This is a genomic window from Sphingomonas sp. CV7422, assembly GCF_027945725.1.
Lineage (GTDB): Bacteria > Pseudomonadota > Alphaproteobacteria > Sphingomonadales > Sphingomonadaceae > Sphingomonas > Sphingomonas kyungheensis.
The window spans coordinates 3178656-3200037 of record NZ_CP115900.1; the positions used below are offsets into that span (position 1 = coordinate 3178656).

Consider the following 21382-nt stretch of genomic DNA (forward strand, 5'->3'; position numbering starts at 1 on the left):
CGCCCTTGGCGTCTTCGCGTCCTCGCAGGAAATCGATCGAGGCATACCGGCGAGGATCGGGAGCACCTGCGCGCCCTCCGCGCCTCTGCGCGCACAAACCGCCTCGCCCAGCTACCAGGCCGCGAACCGCGCTTTCGGCACCGCCGGTCCCGCCCGCGCCGCGCCGAGCCGCCCGTCGCGCAGCAGCGGCAGCACCGCCATCGCCGGGCTGCGCTCGTTGGCGACGAGCATCTCACCCGCCTCGGGCCGCAGCAGGAAGAAGCGCGGCCAGTCGCCGCCGCACGGCGCCTGTTCGATCAGCCGCGGTCGCAGCGGATCGTCGAGCGCGAACACCGCGATCGTATTCGGCCCGCGGTTGGAGGCATAGAGCCGCTTGCCCGCCGCATCGACCGCGACATGGCCGACATAGCCCTCCCGCCCCGCCGGCAGCGTCGGCTGCGCGACGATCGTGGTGAACCGGCCGTCCGCCTCGATCCGCAGCGTCGTCAGCCGGCTGTCGAGTTCGCTGACCAGATAGGCGAGCGGCCCGTCGGGGTGCCAGGCGATATGCCGCGGCCCCGATCCCGGCGGCGCCTGCCATGCGACCATCGTATCGACCACCCGCCCGCCGACGATGCGATGCGCGAACACCGCATCCGCGCCGAGGTCGACCGCATAGAGCCAGCGCCCGCCGCCGCCGAAGCCGACCCAATGCGGATGCGGCTCCGCCTGTCGCGCGGCATTGGGTCCGCGGCCGTGATGCCGGACGATCTGCGCCGCTCCCGGCACGCCGTCGCGCAGCCGATGCACCGACACCGTCCCGCCGCTGTAATCCGCCACCGCGGCAACCGAGCGATCGGGCGCGATCGCGAGATGGACGGGCTCGTGGCCGCCGGTCGCCGCCGCGCCGCGCGACCGCCAGCCGGCGTCGAAGCCGATCAGCCGCCCGCCCGCCTTGCCGGAAAAGACCGCGAGCCGCCCCGTGCCGTCCGGCACCGTCCATTCGAGCCCGTCCGGCAGCGCCAGCCGCCGCACCCCGCCTGCCGCGCCGAGCGCGAAGGCGCCGCCGTCCGACGACGCCGCGACGCCCTCACGCGGCGGCGCGGCGGCGGCGGGCAAGGCGACGCTCGCACCGATGCCAGCGAGCAGGGCGCGCCGGTCGAGCGTCATTCAGACGCGCATCGGCATCAGCACGTACAGCGCCGGTGCCTTGTCATTCTCGCGGATCAGCGTCGGCGCCGCCGCGTCGTTGAGGTGCACCTCGACCACGTCGCCGTCGATCTGGCCCAGGATGTCGAGCAGATAACGGCTGTTGAAGCCGATCTCGAACGGCAGCGAGACATATTCGCCGGGCACTTCCTCCGCCGCGGTGCCGTTTTCCGGGCTGGTCACCGACAGCGTGATCTTGTCGCGGTCGAGCGCCATCTTGACCGCGCGGGTCTTTTCGGTGGCGATCGTCGAGACGCGATCGACGCCTTCTTCGAAGCTGCGCGGATCGAGCTTGAGGATCTTGTCGTTCGCGGTCGGGATGACGCGCGAATAATCGGGGAAGGTGCCGTCGATCAGCTTGGAGGTGAGGATCGCCTGCCCCAGGTCGAAGCGGATCTTGGTCCCCGATAGCGACACGCCGACCGAGCCGTCGACCTCGTCGAGCAGCTTGCGCAGCTCGGCAACGCATTTGCGCGGCACGATCACGTCGGGCATCCCCGCCGCGCCCTCGGGCCGCGGCAGCGTCACGCGGGCGAGGCGATGGCCGTCGGTCGCCGCCGCCTTGAGCGTCGGCTCGGCCGCATCGTCCTGGACGTGCAGGAAGATGCCGTTGAGATAATAGCGCGTCTCTTCGGTCGAGATGGCGAAGCGCGTCTTGTCGATGATCTGCTTGAGCGTCTCCGCCGGAATCTCGAACTGCGTCGGCAGCTCGCCCTCGGCGATCACCGGAAAGTCGTCGCGCGGCAGCGTGCCGAGGCTGAAGCGCGCGCGCCCCGCGACGATCGACATCCGCCCTTCCGACGCGGCAAGCTGCACCTGGCTGCCGTCGGGCAGCTTGCGCGCGATGTCGAACAGCGTGTGCGCCGACACCGTCGTCGATCCCGGCTGGTCGACCGCGGCCATCACCGATTCGTTGATCTGGAGGTCGAGGTCGGTCGCCATCATCCGCAGCTGGCCCTCGGCGGTCGCCTCGAGCAGCACGTTCGACAGGATCGGAATGGTATTGCGCCGCTCCACCACCGACTGGACATGGCTCAGCCCCTTGAGCAGCGTTGCGCGTTCGATCGTCGCCTTCATGAATCCTAACCCCTGCCCCCCGCTAACGGGTATTCCCCGAGTCCGGGGCGTGTTCCACTCCGTCCTACCCATGAAAAAGGGGTAGGAGCAAGCGTGCCGACCCCTCGGGCGATTCCAGTTAACGTGGCGTTAGCGCGGGCGAACCGCGGGAAAATGCGAAAGCCGTTGCTTTTGCCCGGTCGCCCTCCGACACCCGCGGCATGACCCTCCCCGCCCCGACCGTGCGCCGCGGCCGTGATTTCATCGCCCGCCACGGCGAAACCGTGTTCAACGCCGCCGCGCGCCTGCAGGGCGACGCGGCGCACACGCCGCTCACCCGCGCCGGCTTCGCGCAGGCCGAGGCGATCGGGTGCGCCTTGCGCGAGCGGCTCGGCGTGCGGCCGGCGCTGACCCTGTGGGCCTCGCCGACCGGCCGCGCATTGCAGACGCTGGCGGTGATCGCCGAGCTGCTCGACCTCGACTGGCATGGCGCCCGCCTCGATGCGCGGCTCGGCGAGATCGGCATGGGCAGCTGGGGCGGGCGCGGCTATGCGGAGCTGGCCGGCGCGGTCGGCCCGATCGTCACCGCCGACGGCCTGCTCCGCCCCGCCCCCGGCGGCGAGAATTACCGGCAGATCGCCGCGCGCGTCACCGGCTGGCTCGTCGACACCGCGGGCGATCCGGGCGACCGGCTGGTGATCTCGCACGGCATCAGCAGCCGCGTGCTGCGCGGGGTGATGACCGGGCTGCCGCCGCATCCCGACTGGGGCGCGCCGATCGCCGCCGGCCTGCCGCAGGGATCGCTCGCCTGCATCGCCGCCGGGGTCGAGACGATCGCGCATCGCGGCACCGGCCACGCCCCCGCATGAGCCTGCTGCTCGCCGTCTTGGTTGCCGCCACCCCCGCCGGGCGCGAGACGATCGGCGTCTATCAGGGCTGGGGCGCGTTCCGCGACGCCACGCCGGCGCGCTGCTATGCGATCGCGCGCCCGGTCGCGGCGGGAGGCCGCACCGGCGGCTGGGCGAGCATCGCCACCTGGCCGGGCCGCGGCCTGCGCAACTCGCTGCACATCCGCCTGTCGCGCCCGCGCGACCGCGCGGCGCGGGTGACGCTGAGCGTCGGCGAGCGCCGCTTCGACCTCACCGCCACCGACCGCGACGCCTGGGCGACCGACGGCCCCAGCGACCGCGCCATCCTCGCCGCGCTGCGTTCCGGCCGCAGCATGAGCATCGAAGCCGTCGCCACCGGCGGCCGCCCCTTCGCCGACGTCTACCGCCTCGCCGGCGCCGCCACCGCGATCGACGCGGCGGCGCTGGCCTGCGCGGGGCGGTGAGGCGTTCCTGCGCCGGCAGGAGCGCAGGGTTCCACACGCCGTCCGACGGTGCTCCGCCGGGCCCTCCGCTTCGGCTGGCGCAGGATCACGCGCGCTTATCCGACACCATGGCAAATCGCACCGTTTTCGCCTATATGCCGGCGATGCTCGACAGCGTTGCTCCTCCGATGCCCATTCCGGGCCATATCGATCCCGTGCCCGTGCCGCGCGCGCCGACCTTCCGCGAGGACGGGCGGATCGACCTGATCGGCCTCGGCAAGGACGCATTGCGCCAGACGCTGCTCGATGCCGGCATGGAGCCGCGACAGGCGAAGCTGCGCGGCAAGCAGATCTGGCACTGGCTCTACAATCGCGGCGCCACCGAATTTTCGGCGATGACCGACATTTCCAAGACGATGCATCCGTGGCTGGAGCAGCGCTTCGTCATCGGCCGGCCGGAGGTGGTCGAAGCGCAGGTGTCGACCGACGGGACGCGCAAATGGCTGCTGCGCTCGCCCGACGGGCAGGATTACGAGGCGGTGTTCATCCCCGACGCCGATCGCGGCACGCTCTGCGTGTCGAGCCAGGTCGGCTGCACGCTCAACTGCCGCTTCTGCCACACCGGCACGATGCGCCTCGTCCGCAACCTCACCGCGGGCGAGATCGTCGGCCAGGTGATGCTCGCGCGCGATGCGCTCGGCGAATGGCCGAGCCAGCCCGAAGGGCGGATGCTCACCAATATCGTGATGATGGGCATGGGCGAGCCGCTCTACAATTTCGACGCGGTGCGCGATGCGCTCAAGCTGGTGATGGACGGCGACGGCCTCGCCCTCTCCAAGCGCCGCATCACGCTCAGCACCAGCGGCGTCGTGCCGATGATGGCGCGCGCCGGCGAGGAGATCGGCGTCAACCTCGCCGTGTCGCTGCACGCGGTGACCAAGGAGGTGCGCGACGAGATCGTGCCGCTCAACAAGAAATACGGCATCGAGGAGCTGTTGCAGGCCTGCGCCGACTATCCCGGCGCCAACAACGCCCGCCGCATCACGTTCGAATATGTCATGCTTAAGGACAAGAACGATTCGGATGCCGAGGCGCACGAGCTCGTCCGGCTGCTGCGCAAATACGACCTGCCCGCCAAGGTCAATCTGATCCCGTTCAACCCCTGGCCCGGCGCGCCCTATGACACGTCGACGCCGGAGCGGGTGCGGCGGTTCAGCGACATCGTCTTCCAGGGCGGCATCTCCGCGCCGGTGCGCACCCCGCGCGGCCGCGACATCGATGCCGCCTGCGGCCAGCTCAAGACCGCGGCCGAGAAGAAGAGCCGCGCGCAGCTCGACCGCGAGGCCGACGAGAAGATGGCCGCGCTTGGCTGATCCGGCGACGCTCGCCTTCGCGGCGGGCGCAGGATTGGTCGGCGGCGCGATGAACGCGCTTGCCGGCGGCGGCTCGTTCGCGACGATGCCGACGCTGATCGCGCTCGGCCTGCCCTCGACGATTGCCAATGCGACCAGCAACGTCGCCGTCCAGCCCGGCGCGATGGCGAGCGCCTGGGCCTATCGCGGCGGGCTCGCGCCGCTCGGCGGGGTCGGCATCCGCACGCTGTCCGCGATCACCTTCGCCGGCGGCCTCGCCGGCAGCCTGCTGCTCGCCTGGACGCCGGCGCGCGCCTTCGACGTCATCGTGCCGTGGCTGCTGCTCGCCGCGACGATCGCGATCGCGCTCGGCCGCCATGCCTCCGACTGGCTGAGCACCCGCTTCGCCGCGGGACCGCGCAGCCTCGTCGCCGGGCAGGCGCTGCTCGGCATCTATGGCGGCTATTTCGGCGGCGGCGTCGGCATGATGCTCACCGCCATGTGGGGATTGCTCACCGGCGACAGCCCCGCCGCGCTCGCCGCGCCGCGCACGCTGATGCTCGCGGTCGCCAACAGCGCGGCGACGATCGTCTTCATCGCCAGCGGCATGGTCGCATGGACCCTCTGCCTGCCGATGATGATCGGCTCGATCGCCGGCGGCTATCTCGGCGCGCTCGTCGGCCGCCGCCTGCCGCCGGGCGTGATCCGCGGCTGGACGCTGCTGGTGACGGTCGCGACGACCGCGGTCTTCTTCTGGCGTGCCTACGGCTGACGTGCCGTTCGTACCTCGACACGCTCGGGGCTGACGGAGGAGGGGCTAGGGGCCGATCAGCCGGCGCCATCGTCCCAGGCGCTGAGAGAATGATGCGAGTCGACTTGTCGCGCCGGCGGCTTTCGTTCGCGCGGAGGCGCGGAGGCGTGGAGGGTGCCGGGTCAGCGAGGCGGTATGGTGGCTATCTTGAGAGGTATGAGGCTGACCCGCGCGTCACCTTGCCGCGCCACTGCGCCACTGCGCGAAATTCTCTCCCCAGAGCCACCACCGCCGCGCGCGAAGGCGACCGCCACTCACTCCCAGCGCGAGGCTGCCGCGTCATCCGTCTCCCGCGCCTCGACCCAGCGTGCCTCGCCGTCGCGGGTTTCGCGTTTCCAGAAGGGGGCGTCGGTCTTGAGCCGGTCGATGAGATAGGCGCAGGCGTCGAGCGCGGCGGCGCGATGCGGGGCGGCGGCGGCGACGAAGACGATGCGCGCGCCCGGCGCCATCGGCCCGACGCGGTGGACGATCGTCGCCGCGCCGAGCGACCAGCGCGCCACCGCCTGCGCCGCGACGCGTTCGAGCGCCGCCTCGGTCGCCCCCGGATAATGTTCGAGTTCGAGCGTGCCGACACCGTCGTCGGCACGGACCAGTCCGGTGAAGGTCGCCACCGCGCCGGCGCCCGCCGTCGCTTCGGCGAGTGCCATTTCGGCCGCGATGTCGATCGCTTCGGGAGTGACGCGGATGCGGATCATCCCCCGGTCACCGGCGGGAACAGCGCGACCTCGCGTGCGCCGACGATCGAGGCGTCGGTGGCGACGAACGCCTGATCGACCGCGGCACGCAGCCGGCCGCGATCCGCCAGCGCCGCCGCGCCGGCCTCGTCGCGCGCCGCCAGCCAGTCGATCAGCCCGGCGACGTCGGTGACCCCGGCGGGCAGCTTGACCGTCTCGTGCGCGCGGCCCATCCGCTCGCGCACCCAGGCGAAATAGAGGAGATCGAGGCGCATCGCTCAGTCCATATGCTTGAGGCCGACGCGCAGGTAATCCCAGCCCGTCACCAGCGTCAGCGCCGCCGCCGCCCACAGGCAGCCGAGTCCGGTCGCCTTGATCCAGCCCTGCGCCGGCAGCGCGCCGGCGAGGATCAGCGCGCCGAAGGCGACGAGCTGCAGCGTCGTCTTCCATTTGGCGAGCTTCGACACCGGCAGCGACACCTGCAGTCCGGCGAGGAATTCGCGCAGCCCCGACACCGCGATCTCGCGCAGCAGGATGATCAGCGCGGCGATCAGATGCACGCCGGTGATCAGCGCGCGATCGTCGTGCCGCGTGCCGACCAGCATCAGGATCACCGCGGCGACCATGATCTTGTCGGCGATCGGATCGAGGAAGACGCCGAGCTTCGACACCGCGCCCTGCGCGCGCGCCAGATAGCCGTCGAAATAATCGGTGATGCCCATCAGGCAGTAGAGCGCGAAGGCGATGCCGAACCCCGCCTCCCAGCGCGGCCACCAGAGCAACGCGACGAGCAGCGGCACCGCGACGATCCGCGACAACGTCAGGAGGTTGGGCAAGGTCAGCATCGTCGCCCTCCTACTCCGCCGCGGCAGCGGGCGGAACCCCTGCGGAAAGCACTGTGCCGGATCGACGCGCTCGCCACGGGTAAACGGCTGCTTTTGTCCGCAGCCGGGCGCGCCTCGGTGAAGGCGCGGATCCGGGTCACTCGGAGGCGCGGAGGACGCAGAGGAGTTGCGGGTGCGGCGGCCGCATTCCTCACCTGCTGGCCCTGCGATGTCTCGTCGTGCACGGAAAGCCACCTCTCCGCCTTTCCGCATGAACCAAAGCCTTCGGCTTGACGGTTCCGCACGCGCGGTTTGTCGCAGTGCCGACGGACGGGATTTCGCCCGCAGCTTGGCTTCCCGCCTTTCCCCTGTCCGTTAGTCCTGGAGCTCGTCGAAGGGCGAGCTTCCTCGCACACCGCGCTCTTGAGGAAGCGTGTGCTTCGACAGGCTCAGCACGAACGGGATGTGGGTCGCATTCGGTTCCGGCGTGGCTCGCAGGGGACCGTGGACGAGAGTTCATGCGGAGGCGCGGAGACGCGGAGAGGTAGCGGGCAGCCTCAGCTTGCGCCGACCGGCCGTACGATCAGGCGCCGACGCTGCGCGCCCCCGCGTCCTCCGCGCCCCTGCGCGGATCGATGGCTCAGGCGTGCACCATCGTCCCCGCGCCCTCGGAGGTGAAGATCTCCAGCAGCATCGCATGCGGTACGCGACCGTCGAGGATCACCGCCGCGTCGACCCCGGCCCCGACCGCGGCGACGCAGGTCTCGACCTTGGGGATCATCCCGCCGGAGATCGTCCCGTCCGCCTGCAACGCCGCGATCTTCGCCGGATCGAGGTCGGTGAGCAATGTTTTGTCCTTGTCGAGCACCCCGGCGACGTCGGTCAGCAGGAAGAACCGCGCCGCGCCCAGCGCCCCGGCGATCGCGCCGGCCATCGTGTCGGCGTTGATGTTATAGGTCTGGCCGTCGCGGCCGCTGGCGATCGGCGCGATCACCGGGATGATGCCGCTCGCCGACAGCGTGTCGATGATCGTCCGGTCGACCGCGACCGGCTCGCCGACGAAGCCGAGATCGACGTGCCGCTCGATCCCCTGCAACGTGTCGGGCGTATCGCGCCCGACCTTGCGCGCGGTGACGAGATTGGCGTCCTTGCCCGAGATGCCGACCGCGCGGCCGCCCGCCTGGCCGATCCAGTTGACGATCTCCTTGTTGATCGAACCGGCGAGGACCATCTCCGCGATCCGTGCGGTTTCCGCGTCGGTGACGCGCAGCCCGTCGACGAAGCGCGATTCGACGCCGAGCCGCTTGAGCATCGCACCGATCTGCGGCCCGCCGCCATGCACCACCACCGGGTTGATGCCGACCGCCTTGAGCAGCACGACATCCTCGGCGAAGTCGCGCGCCAGCTCCGGATCGCCCATCGCATGGCCGCCATATTTCACCACGAAGGTCTTGCCCGCATAGCGCTGCAGATAGGGCAGCGCGTCGGTGAGCGTTTCGGCCTTGGCGAGCAGCGCGGCGGTGGCGATCGAGTCGGTCATCCGCGCGCCTTTAGCCGCGGATGGTCGCGCGGTGAAGGTGCTGTGGGGATAGACGCGCATTCATGACCGGGCGGCTAAAACGACTCCCCCGCCCCGCCCTCACCCATCGGTCGCTACGCGACCTCTCCCTCTCCCGACGGGAGAAGGAGGAGACGCCGAAGGCGGTGGGAGGGTGAGGGCAGGAGCGAAACGTTGAGGATTACCGCGCGCCCTCCAGCCCCGCCCCGACATCCGCCTGCGCGAGATAGCGCGGCGCCACCCGCGCCCGCGTCCGCTGCTCATAGGCATAGCCCGCGCCCAGCACCGTCGCATCGTCGCCCTTGGTGGCGATGAACGACAGTCCGACCGGCAGCCCCTTGGCGAGGCCCATCGGCACGGTGAGATTGGGATAGCCCGCCACCGCCGGCAGCTCCGACGAGGACGGCCCGTTATATTGGTCGCCGTGCACCGGATCGCTCAGCCATGCCTCGGCATAGGTCGGCTCGACCAGCACGCGCGCGCCGGCGCGGCGCAGCATGCCGTCGATCGCCTCGCTCGCCAGTCGCAGCGAGGTCGCGCGCGCCGCCTTGTACGCCGGATCGCCCAGCCCCTTGGTCTGCGCCGCCGCCTCGAACGTCTCCTGCGCGAAGAACGGCATCTCCTGCGCCGCCTGCGCGCGGTTGAAGGCGATCAGCTGGTCGAGCGTGCGCGCGGTCACCGCCGGCGGGGTGGTCGCCAGATAGGCGTCGAGATCCGCCTTGAGCTCGGTCTTGAGCACGGTGAACTCGGCCTCGCCGAGCGCCTCGGTCTTGGGCGCCTCGACCGGCACCAGCACCGCGCCCGCCGCCTTGAGCACGGCGAGCGCGCGGTCGAACGACGCCGCCACCTCGGTCGACAGCCCCTCCGGGCGCAGCACCGCGACGCGCATCCCCGACAGCGCGCTCACCGACAGGCCGGCGGCATAATCACGCGCCACCGCGCCCGCCGTCGCCGGATCGGCCGGATCGGCGCCGACCATCGCCGAGAGCAGGATCGCCGCGTCGCGGACGCTGCGCGCCATCGGCCCCGGCGTATCCTGCGAATGGCTGATCGGCACGACGTGCGTGCGGCTGACCAGGCCGATCGACGGCTTCAGCCCGACCAGCCCGTTGATCGACGAGGGACAGACCACCGATCCGTCGGTCTCCGTGCCGACCGCCGCCGCGGCGAAGCTCGCCGCCACCGCCGCGCCCGATCCCGACGACGATCCGCAGGCCGTGCGATCGAGCGCATAGGGATTGCGCACCAGCCCGCCGACCGCGCTCCATCCGCTCATCGCATGGCTCGAACGGATGTTCGCCCACTCGCTGAGGTTGGTCTTGCCGAGGATCACCGCCCCCGCCGCGCGCAGCCGCGCCACCACCGGCGCGTCGCGGCGGGTGACATTGTCCTTGAGCGCGAGGCTGCCCGCGGTGGTCGGGATCGGATCGGCGGTCTCGATATTGTCCTTGATGAGCACCGGCACGCCGTGCAGCGGGCCACGGATGCGCCCGGCGCGGCGTTCCTCGTCGAGACGCTTGGCCTGCGCCAGCGCGTCGGGATTGAGCGCGATCACCGCATTGAGCCGCGGCCCCTTGCGATCGAGCGCGGCGATCCGGTCGAGATAGGCGCGCGTCACCGCGACGCTGGTCGTCTTGCCGGCGGTCATCATCGCCTGCACCTGGTCGAGCGGAACTTCCTCCACCCGCGGCCCCTTGGCGAGCGCCGGTGCCGCCGTCGCGGACAGTAAAACCGCTAGAAACATCAATCGCATGGAACCCCCCTGCCGTTTTGCGCGATGCTAGGGCGAAGACGGTGCGGCGCAAGCGCCCGCGTGCGGCGTGCCGCTATAAGAGGATGACGATGACCGATTTGCCGTGGCACGACTGATCCGCCCCCTCGCCGGGCTGCTGGTGCTGATCGTCGTGGTCGTCGGGCTCGGCGCGACGATCGTGCCACGCTTCCTCGATCGCCTCTATTATCGTGGGCCGCCGACCGACCATTTCGACGGCGCGCGCTTCGTCAACCCGGATCGCGACAGCCCCGCGCCGACGCTGCCCGGCGGCCGTGCCGGCTTCTTCTGGCGGCAGCTGACCGGCAGCGATGGCCGCCCCCGCTGGCCGGCGCAGGTCGCGGTGACGCCGGCGCGCCCCGCCGCGCGCGTCGACGGCGACCGGATGGTGGTGACCTGGATCGGCCATGCCACCGTGCTGATCCAGACGCAGGGGCTCAACATCCTCACCGACCCGATCTACGCCGACCGCGCCGGGCCGCTCGGCTTCGGTCCGCGCCGCGTCGCCGCGCCGGGGGTGCGGCTCGCCGACCTGCCGCGGATCGACCTGATCCTCGTCAGCCACGATCATTACGACCATCTCGACCTCGCCGCGCTCGGCGCATTGTGGCGGCGCGACCATCCGGCGATCGTCACCAGCCTCGGCAACGACAGCGTCATCGGTCAGGCGGGGGCGCGTGCGCTCGGGCTCGACTGGGGCGGCAGCGCGACGATCGACGCCACCGGCCTGCACGACACCAGCCGCGATCCGCGCTGCGACCCCGACGGCTGGTGCCCGGGCGACCGCGCCCGCGTCTTCGTCACGCGCAACCATCATTGGGGCAGCCGCTGGTTCAGCGACCGCAACCGCGCGCTCTGGTCGAGCTTCGTCGTCCGCCTGCCGCGCGGCGGCAATCTGTTCTTCGCGGGCGACACCGGCTTCGGCGACGGCCTGTGGCCGGCCGAGGCGGCGGCCTATGGCCCGATCCGCTTCGCGATGATCCCGATCGGCGCCTTCCGCTTCCAGCCCGGCCAGATGGCCTCGGGCAGCCACATCGGCCCCGCCGAGGCGGCGCTGATCCACCAGCGGCTCGGCGCGGCGCGCTCGCTGCCGATCCACTGGGGGACGTTCCGCCTGTCCTACGAAGGCTATGACACGCCGCCGCGGATGCTGGCGGCGGCGATGCGCTGCTCGGGCGGCGACGGCTTCGCCGCCCAGCCGATCGGCGTGCCGTTCGAGGTGCCGGTCTATGCGCCGCCGGCGCGCGGCACGCCGATGACCGCGCCCGAGATGATGCGCTGCCTCGACACGCCCGCGGTGAGGGCGTTACGGTAAGAAGGGTCTTGGGGCAGCGCGGCCCCTCCTTCGTCATCCCGGCGAAAGCCGGGATCCATGGATACGGAACCTTCGGAGAGGGCGCGCATCGCCCGGACGTGCCGCGTCCATGGATCCCGGCTTTCGCCGGGATGACGAGAAAGAGAGGCGTCAGTGCCCTGGCACCCTCACCCGCGCCCTCCCCTGGAAGGGGCGAATCACCTCAATCGACGAACGCCCGCTCGATCACATAGGTCCCGGCCTTGGCGTTCGAGCCCTCCTCGAACCCCAGCCCGTCGAGCATCGCCGCCGTCTCGCGGATCATCGCCATCGAGCCGCACAGCATGATCCGGTCGGTCTCGGGATCAAGCTTCTTGGCCCCCTGTACCGGATCGCCGAACAGCGCCGCGCTTTCGATCAGGTCGCCGATCCGCCCGGTGGTGCGGAACGGTTCGCGCGTCACCGTCGGCACATAGTGGAATTGCGTCGCCGCCTCGTCCGACACCAGCGGATCGTCGGCCAGCCGCGCCTGCAGTTCGTCGTGATAGGCAAGGTCGCTGACCTGCCGCACCGAATGGACCAGGATCACCTGATCGAACATGCTGTAGACGTCGGGATCGCGCGCCAGGCTGAGGAACGGCGCAAGACCGGTGCCGGTCGAGAAGAAGAACAGGCGCTTGCCGCCGATCAGCGCGTCGGTGACGAGCGTGCCCGTCGGCTTCTTGCCCATATAGACCTCGTCGCCCGGCTGGATCAGCTGGAGCTTGGAGGTGAGCGGCCCGTCCTCGACCTTGATCGACAGGAATTCCAGCTCCTCGGCATAATGCGGGCTGGCGATCGAATAGGCGCGCATGATCGGCTTCGCGCCCTCGCCCCCATCCTCCGGCCAAGCGCCGGGCAGGCCGATCATCACGAACTCGCCCGAGCGGAAGCGGAAGCTCGCCGGCCGCTCGACCGCGAAGCTGAACAGCCGGTCGTTCCAATGGCGCACCCACAGCACCTTGACGTTGGCGAACGCCTTGGTCTCGGGCAGGGTAACGGGCGAGCGGACATCGGTCATGCGGATCGGGCTTCGGGCAGTTTGCGAAGGGATCGCATTATGAACCCGCGCCGCCCGGGTCAACCAAAGCAAAGCTTGGGCTTGCCCCGGCTGGTCATTGCCGCCGCGCGACCGCTTCCCCATATATGTTCCCGATATGGCCATCCAGATCCGCACCAGCCTCGCCGAGCCGGAGACCGGCGAAAGCTTCGTCCCGCATCGTCCGTCGCGCCCAGAAAAGGCCGAAGGCAGCCGCCCGTTCAAGCTGGTCAGCGACTATTCGCCGTCGGGCGACCAGCCGACGGCGATCGCCGAGCTCACCGCCACCGCGCGCGCCGGCGAGAAGGATCAGGTGCTGCTCGGCGTCACCGGCTCGGGCAAGACCTTCACCATGGCCAAGGTCATCGAGGAATTGCAGCGCCCCGCGCTGATCCTCGCCCCCAACAAGATCCTCGCCGCGCAGCTCTATGGCGAGTTCAAGAGCTTCTTCCCGGAGAATGCGGTCGAGTATTTCGTCAGTTACTACGATTATTATCAGCCCGAGGCCTATGTGCCGCGCTCGGACACCTATATCGAGAAGGAATCGTCGACCAACGAGTCGATCGACCGGATGCGCCACTCGGCAACGCGGTCGCTGCTCGAGCGCGACGACGTCATCATCGTCGCCTCGGTGTCGTGCCTGTACGGCATCGGCTCGGTCGAGACCTATTCGGCGATGATCTTCGATCTCAAGAAGGGCACCACCGTCGACCAGCGTGAGATCGTCCGCAAGCTCGTCGCGCTCCAGTACAAGCGCAACGACGCCGCGTTCGCGCGCGGCAATTTCCGCGTGAAGGGCGACACGCTGGAAATCTTCCCCTCGCATTACGAGGACAGCGCCTGGCGGATCAGCTTCTTCGGCGACGATATCGAGGACATCATCGAATTCGACCCGCTCACCGGCAAGAAGGTGGCGAGCCTCAACAGCGTCCGCGTCTATGCCAACAGCCATTACGTCACGCCGGGACCGACGCTCAAACAGGCGGGCGACGCGATCAAGCACGAGCTGGCCGAACGGCTCAAGGAGCTGGTCGCGGAAGGCAAGCTGCTCGAGGCGCAGCGGCTCGAACAGCGCACCAATTTCGACCTCGAGATGATCGCCGCCACCGGATCGTGCGCGGGCATCGAGAATTACAGCCGCTTCCTCACCGGCCGCCTGCCGGGTGAGCCGCCCCCCACCTTGTTCGAATATCTGCCCGAGAATGCCGTCCTCTTCGTCGACGAGAGCCACCAGACCGTGCCGCAGATCGGCGCGATGGCGCGCGGCGACCATCGTCGCAAGATCACGCTCGCCGAATATGGCTTTCGCCTGCCCTCGTGCATCGACAACCGGCCGCTGCGCTTCAACGAATGGGATGCGATGCGCCCGCAGACGGTCAGCGTCTCGGCGACGCCGGGCAATTGGGAGATGGAGCAGACCGGCGGCGTCTTCGCCGAACAGGTCATCCGCCCGACCGGGCTGATCGATCCGCCGGTCGAGATCAAGCCGGTCGAGGAACAGGTGCAGGACCTGATCCAGGAATGCCACAAGACGACCGCCGCCGGCTATCGCACCCTGGTGACGACGCTGACCAAGCGCATGTCCGAGGATCTGACCGAATATATGCACGAGGCGGGGATCAAGGTCCGCTACATGCATTCCGACGTCGAGACGCTGGAGCGTATCGAGCTGATCCGCGACCTCCGGCTCGGCGTCTATGACGTGCTGATCGGCATCAACCTGCTGCGCGAGGGGCTGGACATTCCCGAATGCGGGCTGGTCGCGATCCTCGACGCCGACAAGGAAGGCTTCCTGCGCTCCGAGACGTCGCTGATCCAGACGATCGGCCGCGCGGCGCGCAACGTCGACGGCCGCGTCATCCTCTACGCCGACCGGATCACCGGCAGCATGGAGCGCGCGATGAACGAGACCGCGCGCCGCCGCGAGAAGCAGGAGGCGTACAACCTCGAACATGGCATCACGCCGACGACGATCCGCCGCAACATCGGCGACATCATCGCGCACGTCAGCCAGGGCGATCAGGTTACCGTGCCGATCGACGAGGACCGCCCGCACATGGTCGGCCACAATCTGCGCGCCTATATCGAGGATCTCGAGAAGCGGATGCGCAAGGCGGCGAGCGACCTCGAATTCGAGGAGGCCGGACGCCTGCGCGACGAGATCCGCCAGCTCGAGAACGAGGAGCTCGGCCTCCCCGCCGCCGAGCAGAAGGCGCCGATCATGGGCCGCTCGAACGAGGGCAAGCCCGGCACGCGCAAGACGCGCTACGGCAAGGAGCAGAAGATGCGGATGGGGGGACGGCGCGGGCGGTAGGGCCTCTATTATGGTGGCATGCGGGATGACGGCGACCTGACCGTGACAACTGCGGACATCGGCGAGCGGGATCGATCCGGCCGATGATCCGCAGCTTTGCCGATGCGAAAACGGAACGCATATGGAATCGCGACAGAAGTCGCTTGCTTCCGCCGGACATCCAGCAGCGGGCGATGCGGCGGTTGACGCTGCTCGACTCTGCACAAAGCCTGGAAGAACTGGCTCATATCAAGGGCAACCGGCTGCACGCTTTACAGGGTGATCGTGCCGGCCAGCATGCGATTGCCATCAACATGCAGTGGCGGGTATGCTTTCTATGGAAGGACGGAGACGCATATGACGTCGAAATCGCCGATTACCACTGAAGCCGACTGGCTGGACAATGAGCACGCCGGCGACCTGCTGCTCAGCGAGTTCCTCGAGCCTGAGAATCTGAGCGTCGCCCAGCTTGCGGAAGCGATCGATATCGATCCCGACCGTATCCACGCGGTCATCGATGGACGCCGGTCGGTCGATGCCGAAACCGATCTCCGCCTCGCACGATATTTCGGCCTGTCCGAGGGGTTCTTCCTGCGCCTGCAAGATCGCTATGCGATCGTCGCGGCCAAGCGCGCCTTGGCGGGTGCGCTCGACCGGATCGTCCCTCGCCCCGCTTAACCGACGCTGAGATTGGCGCTGTTCACCCCGTAATAGCTCGCCACCCGATCGGCATAGGCCTGATCGAACACCGGTGCGTTGTTCGCCCAGCTCGGCCCGCCCTCCAGCATCCGCCGGTCGATCGTCACGACATAGAGGTCGCGGACCGGATCGAACTGGAGCAGCTCGAACGGCAGCGGGTAGAAGCTCTTGCCCATGCCGAGGAAGCCGCCGAGGCTGAGCACCGCGTGCGTGGAACGCCCCGACCCCTTGTGCACCATCAGCGCATAGACCGACCCGACCTGATCGCCGTCGCGGCTTTCCACCTTCAGCGAATGGGCGACGTTCGCCTGGACGAGCAACTGGGTGGCGGTGGTGGTGGCGTCGGTCGACATCGGATGCTCCTTGCTTGCCGCAGGTGAACCGACGTTCGGGCGCGGCGGTTCCACGCACGCGCGGGTTGAGGCCGCGGCGCCCTTCCCGCATAAGCCTTGGCGATGCGTATTGTCCTTGCCGCCGCCCTGGCGCTCGCCGCCGCCGCCTGCGTCCCGCAGCCGGTGCCGCCGCCCGCCCCCGCGCCGTCGCCGGTCGCCGCGCTTCCCGCGCCGCCGGTCAGCGCGCCGCCGCCGCGTGGCAACGACTGGCGCGACTGGCCGCTCACCCCCGGCGACTGGACCTGGGCGCGCGACGCGCGCGGCAGCATCGCGCGATTCGGCGTGCCGGGCGGTGCGATCCGCCTCGCCCTGCGCTGCGACGCCGCGCAGCGCCGCATCCTGCTGTCGGTCGAGGGCGCGACGGCGACGACGCTCACCGTCCGCACCACCAGCGTCACCCGCGCCGTGCCGGTGCAACCCGCCGGCGGCAATCCGCCCGCGCTACAGGCGGCGCTCGCCGCCGACGACGGCCTGCTCGATGCGATGGGCTTCAGCCGCGGCCGTTTCGTCATCGAGCATCGCGGCGGCGCGACGTTGGTCGTGCCGGCCTGGGCGGAGATCGAGCGGGTGACGGAGGATTGCCGCGGCTGAGCCGGCGGCAGAGCGGCGAAGCCTCGCGGAATTCGTCCTGCATTACAAGACTTGTTTGCGCCCCCGGTTGTGCGCACATAGGCGTCGTGGCCGGTACCGGTCACATGGCTATCAACAAGCGAAAGGAGGTGATCCGATGTCTCATGGTTCAGCAGTGAGTTCGGTTCGGTTCGTTCGGGGGACTGGCTTCTGACATCCGTTCGAATCGTGTCCGGGGGGTATCCTCCCCCAATCAACGGCACGACGAGGATGACGGGAGTTTCATGGTTTCCCGGGCTGGAGCTCTCCGGCCGCTGACCATGTTTGGGGGGTGTCGTGTTGCCGGGAGGCGCACGGCACCCTCTTCTCATTTTGACGCCGCCCTCTTCCGGTCGTCGCCGCGGCGGCCTAGTCTCCGCCGCACGCGGAGGGATGATGATGGCGAAGCGGATCTGGGCTGTTCTGTTCGGGGTCGTCGCAGTGGCGATGATCGTCTGGTGGGTCGGCCGGCGTCAGGCGATCCCCGTCACGCCGCCGCCGGCGGACACCGGCGTTCGGGTCGTCCGCGTCGGGCCGCCGCCCCAGCCGTCGCAGCCGCAGCCGTTGCCCACCCGCATGCCGCATGCCGCGCCGGCGCCGCTCGCCGTCCCACCCAATCCCGGCGCGGGCGACGATCCGGTCGCGCAGCTGATCCCGCCCGCCGGGTCCGATCCCGCGCAGCTCCACGCCCGCTTCCGCGCCGAGCCGCGCGATCCCGCCTGGGCCGCGCGCAACGAGGCCGGGCTGAGTAACGCGCTCGCCGACGTGCCGCAGATCGGCGGCGGCAATGCGCTGGCGGTCCGCTGCGCGACCAGCCTGTGCGAGGTGAGCGGCACCATGACCCCCGGCCTGCCCGAGGCCGACGGCAATCGCACGATGCAGGCGTTGCAGGGCGACGCCCTGTCACGCCGCGCCGCGACGCTCGGCCTCGACGGGCGCATGACGAGTTTCGGGTCGTCGAACGGCCGCCCGACCTTCCTGCTCATCTACACGCGCAAATAGAGCGCAGCCTCCTAGAGGAACGCCTTGGCGCGCTTGAGGACGAGGTTGCAGAGCTGGGTCTTGACCTGCCCGCGCAGCCCTTCGAGGGAAAGCGCATCACCGTCGGGGGTTTCGAGCCGCCCGGCCTGACCCGCGGCATAGCCCGGCGTACGCTGCACGTCGCGCTGCCCGGTGAGCCGGCCGAGCACGCTTGCCGCACCGCCCGCGCCGGTCGCCCCGCTGCCGAGCAGCCGGTTCTTGAGGCAATAGCCGAGCAGCCCCGCCGCATTGCCCGCGCCGATCGACCCGATCTGCGGCAGGCCGCCGCCGCCGAGCAGCCCGCCCGCCTGCCCGAGCAATCCGGCGAGCGGCGACTGCTGCATATCCCCCTGGCCGAGCAGCCCGGCGAGCGGCGACGCCTGCCCGACCGGATCACGCTCCTGCGCGGCGGTACGCGCCCGATCGGCGCTCTGCGCCTCCGCCAGCGTCGGCGTGAGGATCAGCGCGGCGGCAAGGATCGTCTTCATCACTCGGTCTCCCGGTACCATCATCGCAACACCCGTGTCCGTCACACCGGCGAAAGCAACCGCTCGCGCGCGATCTTCTCGCGCCACACGAGCGGCGCGAGCTGGTGGACGTTCTGCCCCTCGCTGTCGACGGCGACGGTGACCGGGAAATCCTGCACCTCGAATTCGTAGATCGCTTCCATGCCGAGGTCCGCGAAGCCGACCACCTTCGATCCCTTGATCGCGCGCGCGACCAGATAGGCCGCGCCGCCGACCGCCATCAGATAGGCGCTCCGGGCGTCGGCGATCGCCTGCGTCGCCGCCGGCCCACGCTCGGCCTTGCCGACCATCGCCAGCAGCCCCTGGTCGAGCATCATCCGCGTGAACTTGTCCATCCGCGTCGCCGTCGTCGGCCCCGCCGGCCCGACCACTTCCTCGCCGACCGGATCGACCGGCCCGACGTAATAGATCACCCGCCCGCGGAAATCGACCGGCAGCGGCTCGCCCTTCGCCAGCATGTCGGCGATCCGCTTGTGTGCGGCGTCGCGCCCGGTCAGCATCTTGCCGTTGAGCAGCAGCCGGTCGCCATGCTTCCACTGCGCCACCACCTCGGGCGTCAGCGTGTCGAGGTCGACGCGGATCGCCGCGCTGTCCGGCTGCCAGTCGACCTGCGGCCAGTCGCTGAGCTTGGGCGCCTCGAGATACGACGGACCGCTGCCGTCGAGCGTGAAATGCGCGTGCCGCGTCGCGGCGCAATTGGGGATCATCGCCACCGGCTTGGAGGCGGCATGCGTCGGCCAGTCGAGGATCTTGACGTCGAGGATCGTCGACAGCCCGCCCAGCCCCTGCGCGCCGATGCCGAGCGCATTGACCTTGTCCATCAGCTCGATGCGCAACGCCTCGATGTCGTTCTTCGGCCCACGCGCGCGCAGCTGCCCCATGTCGATCGCGCCCATCAGCGACTGTTTGGCGAGCAGCATCGCCTTTTCCGCGGTGCCGCCGATGCCGATGCCGAGCATCCCCGGCGGGCACCAGCCCGCGCCCATCTGCGGAATCATCTCCAGCACCCAGTCGACGATACTGTCGCTCGGGTTCATCATCTTGAACTTGGACTTGTTCTCCGACCCGCCGCCCTTGGCCGCGACATCGACCGAGACGGTCGCGCCCGGCACCATTTCGACATGCAGCACCGACGGCGTATTGTCGCGCGTGTTGCGCCGGGTGAACGCCGGATCGGCGAGGATCGAGGCCCGCAGCTTGTTCTCGGGGTGGAGATAGGCGCGGCGTACCCCCTCATCGACCACCTCCTGCAACGACCGGTCGCCGTCGAGCCGGCAGTCCTGCCCCCATTTGACGAACACCGTGACGATGCCGGTATCCTGGCAGATCGGGCGGTGCCCCTCGGCGCACATCCGGCTGTTGGTCAGGATCTGCGCGATCGCATCCTTCGCCGCCGGGCTCTGCTCCGCCTGATAGGCCTCGCCGAGCGCGCGGATGTAATCCATCGGGTGATAGTAACTGATGAATTGCAGCGCATCGGCGACGCTGTCGATCAGGTCGGTGGCGCGGATGATGGTGGTCACGGGCGGGCTCCTTCGCGCCCGCCTTTAAAGCCGCGCGACCGATGCGCCAAGCGCGGGGTGGCCGCGGGTCGCCGCCGAAGCGGTGGGTGATGCGTTGCCAAAGGAGCGAAAGGCGCAACCAAAGCCGTTTTTCCGCACGCCCTTTCCGACAGGCGCTCCACATGCGCTCCATCTGCCGGAGCACCAGTATTCCCGCGCAGGTGTACAGTTTCGGGAGACTGGTTGGACCGGGAAGGTGTAGAACGGGGCATCGTCTGGCTGAGGAGTCGAGGATGCTGATCGCCCTGCACCGCAATGCGGTGACCACCCCGCGGCAGCGGGCGTATATCCGCACCAGTCCGCTCAGCGTGGCGGCGCTCGCCCGGGAGCTGGGAGTGAGCGAGACCACCATCCGGCGCTGGCGCAACCGCAGCGATGGTGCCGACCGCAGCTCGCGGCCGCACCGGCTCGCCACCAGCCTGTCGGCCGAGGAGGAGGAGGTCGCCGTCGAGTTGCGCTGCCGGCTCGACCTCTCGCTCGACGATGCGCTGGCGGTGCTGCACCGCTGCGTGCGGCCCGACATCTCGCGTTCGGCGCTCTACCGGCTGTGGCGACGGCGGGGCATCGCCGCGCCGCCCCCGCCCGACACGGCGCAGGCGCGCGCGGCCGCGCGCTTCGAGCCGGCGCCGTTCGGCTATGTCCATGTCGACCTCAAGCACCTGACCCGGCTGGAGAAGCGACCCGCTTACGTGTTCGTCGCGATCGAGCGGGCGACGCGCTTTGCGCATATCGACATCCTCGCCGATCGCAGCGCCGCCACCGTCGCTGCCGCGTTGACCCGCTTCCTCGCCGCCTTCGGCCAGCCGGTGCACACCATACTCACCGACAATGGGTCCGAGTTCACCGATCGCTTCGGCGGCGCCTTCTACACCAGCCGCCAGACCGGCACCGGCCGCCACGCCTTCGACCGGGTCTGCGCCGCGCACGGCATCATCCACAAGCTCACCAGACCCTACCACCCGCAGACCAACGGCATGGTCGAGCGCTTCAACCGCCGCATCGGCGAGGCCCTCGCCAGCCGTGCCGCCACCGGCGCGAATGCCGGCCGCAACCGCTTCACCTCGCACGACGAGCGCAACGCCTTCCTCTACGACGTCGTCGCGCGCTACAACCGAACGCGACTGCAATGCCTCGGCTACACCGCTCCTGCTGAACAGCTTGCCAACCTCACGAAACAGTACACGCAGGCGAGACCTCTGCGAAAGTAGCAACCTGACCTGCTCACGTACCACCCCGGACGGGTTCCTTGGTCCACCGGGCCGCGAACTTTGGGACTTAGACCCCTGCGGAACCGCGGATGCCGGAACACAGCCGGCATGACGAAGGGCGGTTGGCGAACGCCGCGACCGGCGCATGCCACCG

The 21382-nt window shown here is 69.7% G+C and carries 21 protein-coding genes and 1 pseudogene; 11 read left to right on the forward strand and 11 right to left on the reverse strand.

Annotation, left to right across the window (positions count from 1 at the left end; translation table 11 throughout):
* Positions 1–111: 111 nt before the first annotated feature.
* Complete coding sequence (locus PBN85_RS15085) at positions 112–1149, reverse strand: lactonase family protein (RefSeq protein WP_271299496.1); 1038 nt, start codon at positions 1147–1149, stop codon at positions 112–114.
* Complete coding sequence (gene dnaN / locus PBN85_RS15090; RefSeq protein ID WP_037532014.1) at positions 1150–2265, reverse strand: DNA polymerase III subunit beta; 1116 nt, start codon at positions 2263–2265, stop codon at positions 1150–1152. It abuts the gene before it with no gap.
* A 200-nt stretch (positions 2266–2465) separates the two neighbouring features.
* Here dnaN and PBN85_RS15095 point away from each other — a divergent pair, with 200 nt between their 5' ends.
* From PBN85_RS15095 to PBN85_RS15110, 4 genes are all read left to right on the forward strand, one after another.
* The gene (locus PBN85_RS15095; protein ID WP_271299497.1) at positions 2466–3113 is read left to right on the forward strand and encodes a histidine phosphatase family protein; all 648 of its coding nucleotides are present in this window, start codon (positions 2466–2468) and stop codon (positions 3111–3113) included.
* Entirely contained in the window at positions 3110–3577 is a 468-nt protein-coding gene (locus PBN85_RS15100) for an invasion associated locus B family protein (RefSeq protein ID WP_271299498.1), read from the forward strand. Before PBN85_RS15095 ends, PBN85_RS15100 begins: the two co-directional genes overlap by 4 nt.
* Positions 3578–3684: 107 nt before the next feature.
* The gene (gene rlmN / locus PBN85_RS15105) at positions 3685–4929 is read left to right on the forward strand and encodes a 23S rRNA (adenine(2503)-C(2))-methyltransferase RlmN (protein ID WP_271299499.1); all 1245 of its coding nucleotides are present in this window, start codon (positions 3685–3687) and stop codon (positions 4927–4929) included.
* Positions 4922–5680 carry a sulfite exporter TauE/SafE family protein gene (locus tag PBN85_RS15110; protein WP_271299500.1) on the forward strand — a complete coding sequence of 253 codons (759 nt, stop codon included), beginning with the start codon at positions 4922–4924 and terminating at the stop codon, positions 5678–5680. Before rlmN ends, PBN85_RS15110 begins: the two co-directional genes overlap by 8 nt.
* A 293-nt stretch (positions 5681–5973) precedes the next feature.
* Here the strand turns inward: PBN85_RS15110 and PBN85_RS15115 are convergent, their stop codons facing one another.
* The 5 genes from PBN85_RS15115 to PBN85_RS15135 form a co-directional block, all read right to left on the reverse strand.
* The gene (locus PBN85_RS15115; protein ID WP_037532009.1) at positions 5974–6414 is read right to left on the reverse strand and encodes a molybdenum cofactor biosynthesis protein MoaE; all 441 of its coding nucleotides are present in this window, start codon (positions 6412–6414) and stop codon (positions 5974–5976) included.
* Positions 6411–6668 carry a molybdopterin converting factor subunit 1 gene (moaD, locus tag PBN85_RS15120; RefSeq protein ID WP_271299501.1) on the reverse strand — a complete coding sequence of 86 codons (258 nt, stop codon included), beginning with the start codon at positions 6666–6668 and terminating at the stop codon, positions 6411–6413. The genes PBN85_RS15115 and moaD overlap by 4 nt, the downstream gene beginning before the upstream one ends.
* A gap of 3 nt (positions 6669–6671) precedes the next feature.
* On the reverse strand, positions 6672–7238 hold the full coding sequence (gene pgsA, locus PBN85_RS15125) for a CDP-diacylglycerol--glycerol-3-phosphate 3-phosphatidyltransferase (RefSeq protein WP_037532006.1): 567 nt from the start codon (positions 7236–7238) through the stop codon (positions 6672–6674).
* Between the two features lie 619 nt (positions 7239–7857).
* A complete protein-coding gene (gene argB / locus PBN85_RS15130) occupies positions 7858–8757 on the reverse strand; it encodes an acetylglutamate kinase (RefSeq protein WP_037532004.1) in 900 nt (299 codons plus the stop codon).
* A gap of 199 nt (positions 8758–8956) precedes the next feature.
* On the reverse strand, positions 8957–10528 hold the full coding sequence (locus tag PBN85_RS15135) for an amidase (RefSeq protein ID WP_271299502.1): 1572 nt from the start codon (positions 10526–10528) through the stop codon (positions 8957–8959).
* Positions 10529–10640: 112 nt separating this feature from the next.
* Between PBN85_RS15135 and PBN85_RS15140 the strand changes: the two genes are divergently transcribed.
* Positions 10641–11861: an MBL fold metallo-hydrolase gene (locus PBN85_RS15140; RefSeq protein ID WP_037532056.1), complete on the forward strand. Its 1221-nt coding sequence runs from the start codon at positions 10641–10643 to the stop codon at positions 11859–11861.
* 202 nt (positions 11862–12063) lie between these two features.
* On the opposite strand, the gene PBN85_RS15145 is transcribed toward PBN85_RS15140, so the two are convergent.
* Positions 12064–12900: a ferredoxin--NADP reductase gene (locus PBN85_RS15145; RefSeq protein WP_271299503.1), complete on the reverse strand. Its 837-nt coding sequence runs from the start codon at positions 12898–12900 to the stop codon at positions 12064–12066.
* 136 nt (positions 12901–13036) lie between these two features.
* Between PBN85_RS15145 and uvrB the strand changes: the two genes are divergently transcribed.
* The 3 genes from uvrB to PBN85_RS15160 all read left to right on the forward strand — a co-directional run bounded on the left by uvrB (position 13037) and on the right by PBN85_RS15160 (position 15889).
* A complete protein-coding gene (gene uvrB, locus PBN85_RS15150) occupies positions 13037–15232 on the forward strand; it encodes an excinuclease ABC subunit UvrB (protein ID WP_037532000.1) in 2196 nt (731 codons plus the stop codon).
* 83 nt (positions 15233–15315) lie between these two features.
* Positions 15316–15597: a type II toxin-antitoxin system RelE/ParE family toxin gene (locus PBN85_RS15155; RefSeq protein ID WP_271299504.1), complete on the forward strand. Its 282-nt coding sequence runs from the start codon at positions 15316–15318 to the stop codon at positions 15595–15597.
* Positions 15569–15889 carry a HigA family addiction module antitoxin gene (locus tag PBN85_RS15160; RefSeq protein ID WP_271299505.1) on the forward strand — a complete coding sequence of 107 codons (321 nt, stop codon included), beginning with the start codon at positions 15569–15571 and terminating at the stop codon, positions 15887–15889. Before PBN85_RS15155 ends, PBN85_RS15160 begins: the two co-directional genes overlap by 29 nt.
* Here the strand turns inward: PBN85_RS15160 and PBN85_RS15165 are convergent.
* On the reverse strand, positions 15886–16263 hold the full coding sequence (locus PBN85_RS15165; RefSeq protein WP_271299506.1) for a PRC-barrel domain-containing protein: 378 nt from the start codon (positions 16261–16263) through the stop codon (positions 15886–15888). The genes PBN85_RS15160 and PBN85_RS15165 overlap by 4 nt on opposite strands.
* A 102-nt stretch (positions 16264–16365) precedes the next feature.
* On the opposite strand from PBN85_RS15165, the gene PBN85_RS15170 reads away from it, so the two are divergent.
* A complete protein-coding gene (locus PBN85_RS15170) occupies positions 16366–16893 on the forward strand; it encodes a hypothetical protein (RefSeq protein ID WP_271299507.1) in 528 nt (175 codons plus the stop codon).
* A gap of 417 nt (positions 16894–17310) precedes the next feature.
* Complete coding sequence (locus PBN85_RS15175) at positions 17311–17913, forward strand: hypothetical protein (RefSeq protein ID WP_271299508.1); 603 nt, start codon at positions 17311–17313, stop codon at positions 17911–17913.
* Between the two features lie 11 nt (positions 17914–17924).
* Here PBN85_RS15175 and PBN85_RS15180 read toward each other — a convergent pair whose 3' ends face one another.
* Together PBN85_RS15180 and PBN85_RS15185 are read right to left on the reverse strand one after the other, a co-directional pair.
* Complete coding sequence (locus PBN85_RS15180) at positions 17925–18419, reverse strand: DUF2501 domain-containing protein (RefSeq protein ID WP_271299509.1); 495 nt, start codon at positions 18417–18419, stop codon at positions 17925–17927.
* 41 nt (positions 18420–18460) lie between these two features.
* A complete protein-coding gene (locus tag PBN85_RS15185; RefSeq protein WP_271299510.1) occupies positions 18461–19981 on the reverse strand; it encodes a fumarate hydratase in 1521 nt (506 codons plus the stop codon).
* A 272-nt stretch (positions 19982–20253) separates the two neighbouring features.
* Here PBN85_RS15185 and PBN85_RS15190 point away from each other — a divergent pair.
* A pseudogene (locus PBN85_RS15190) lies at positions 20254–21210 on the forward strand (DDE-type integrase/transposase/recombinase); the annotation flags it as partial.
* Positions 21211–21382 lie beyond the last annotated feature (172 nt).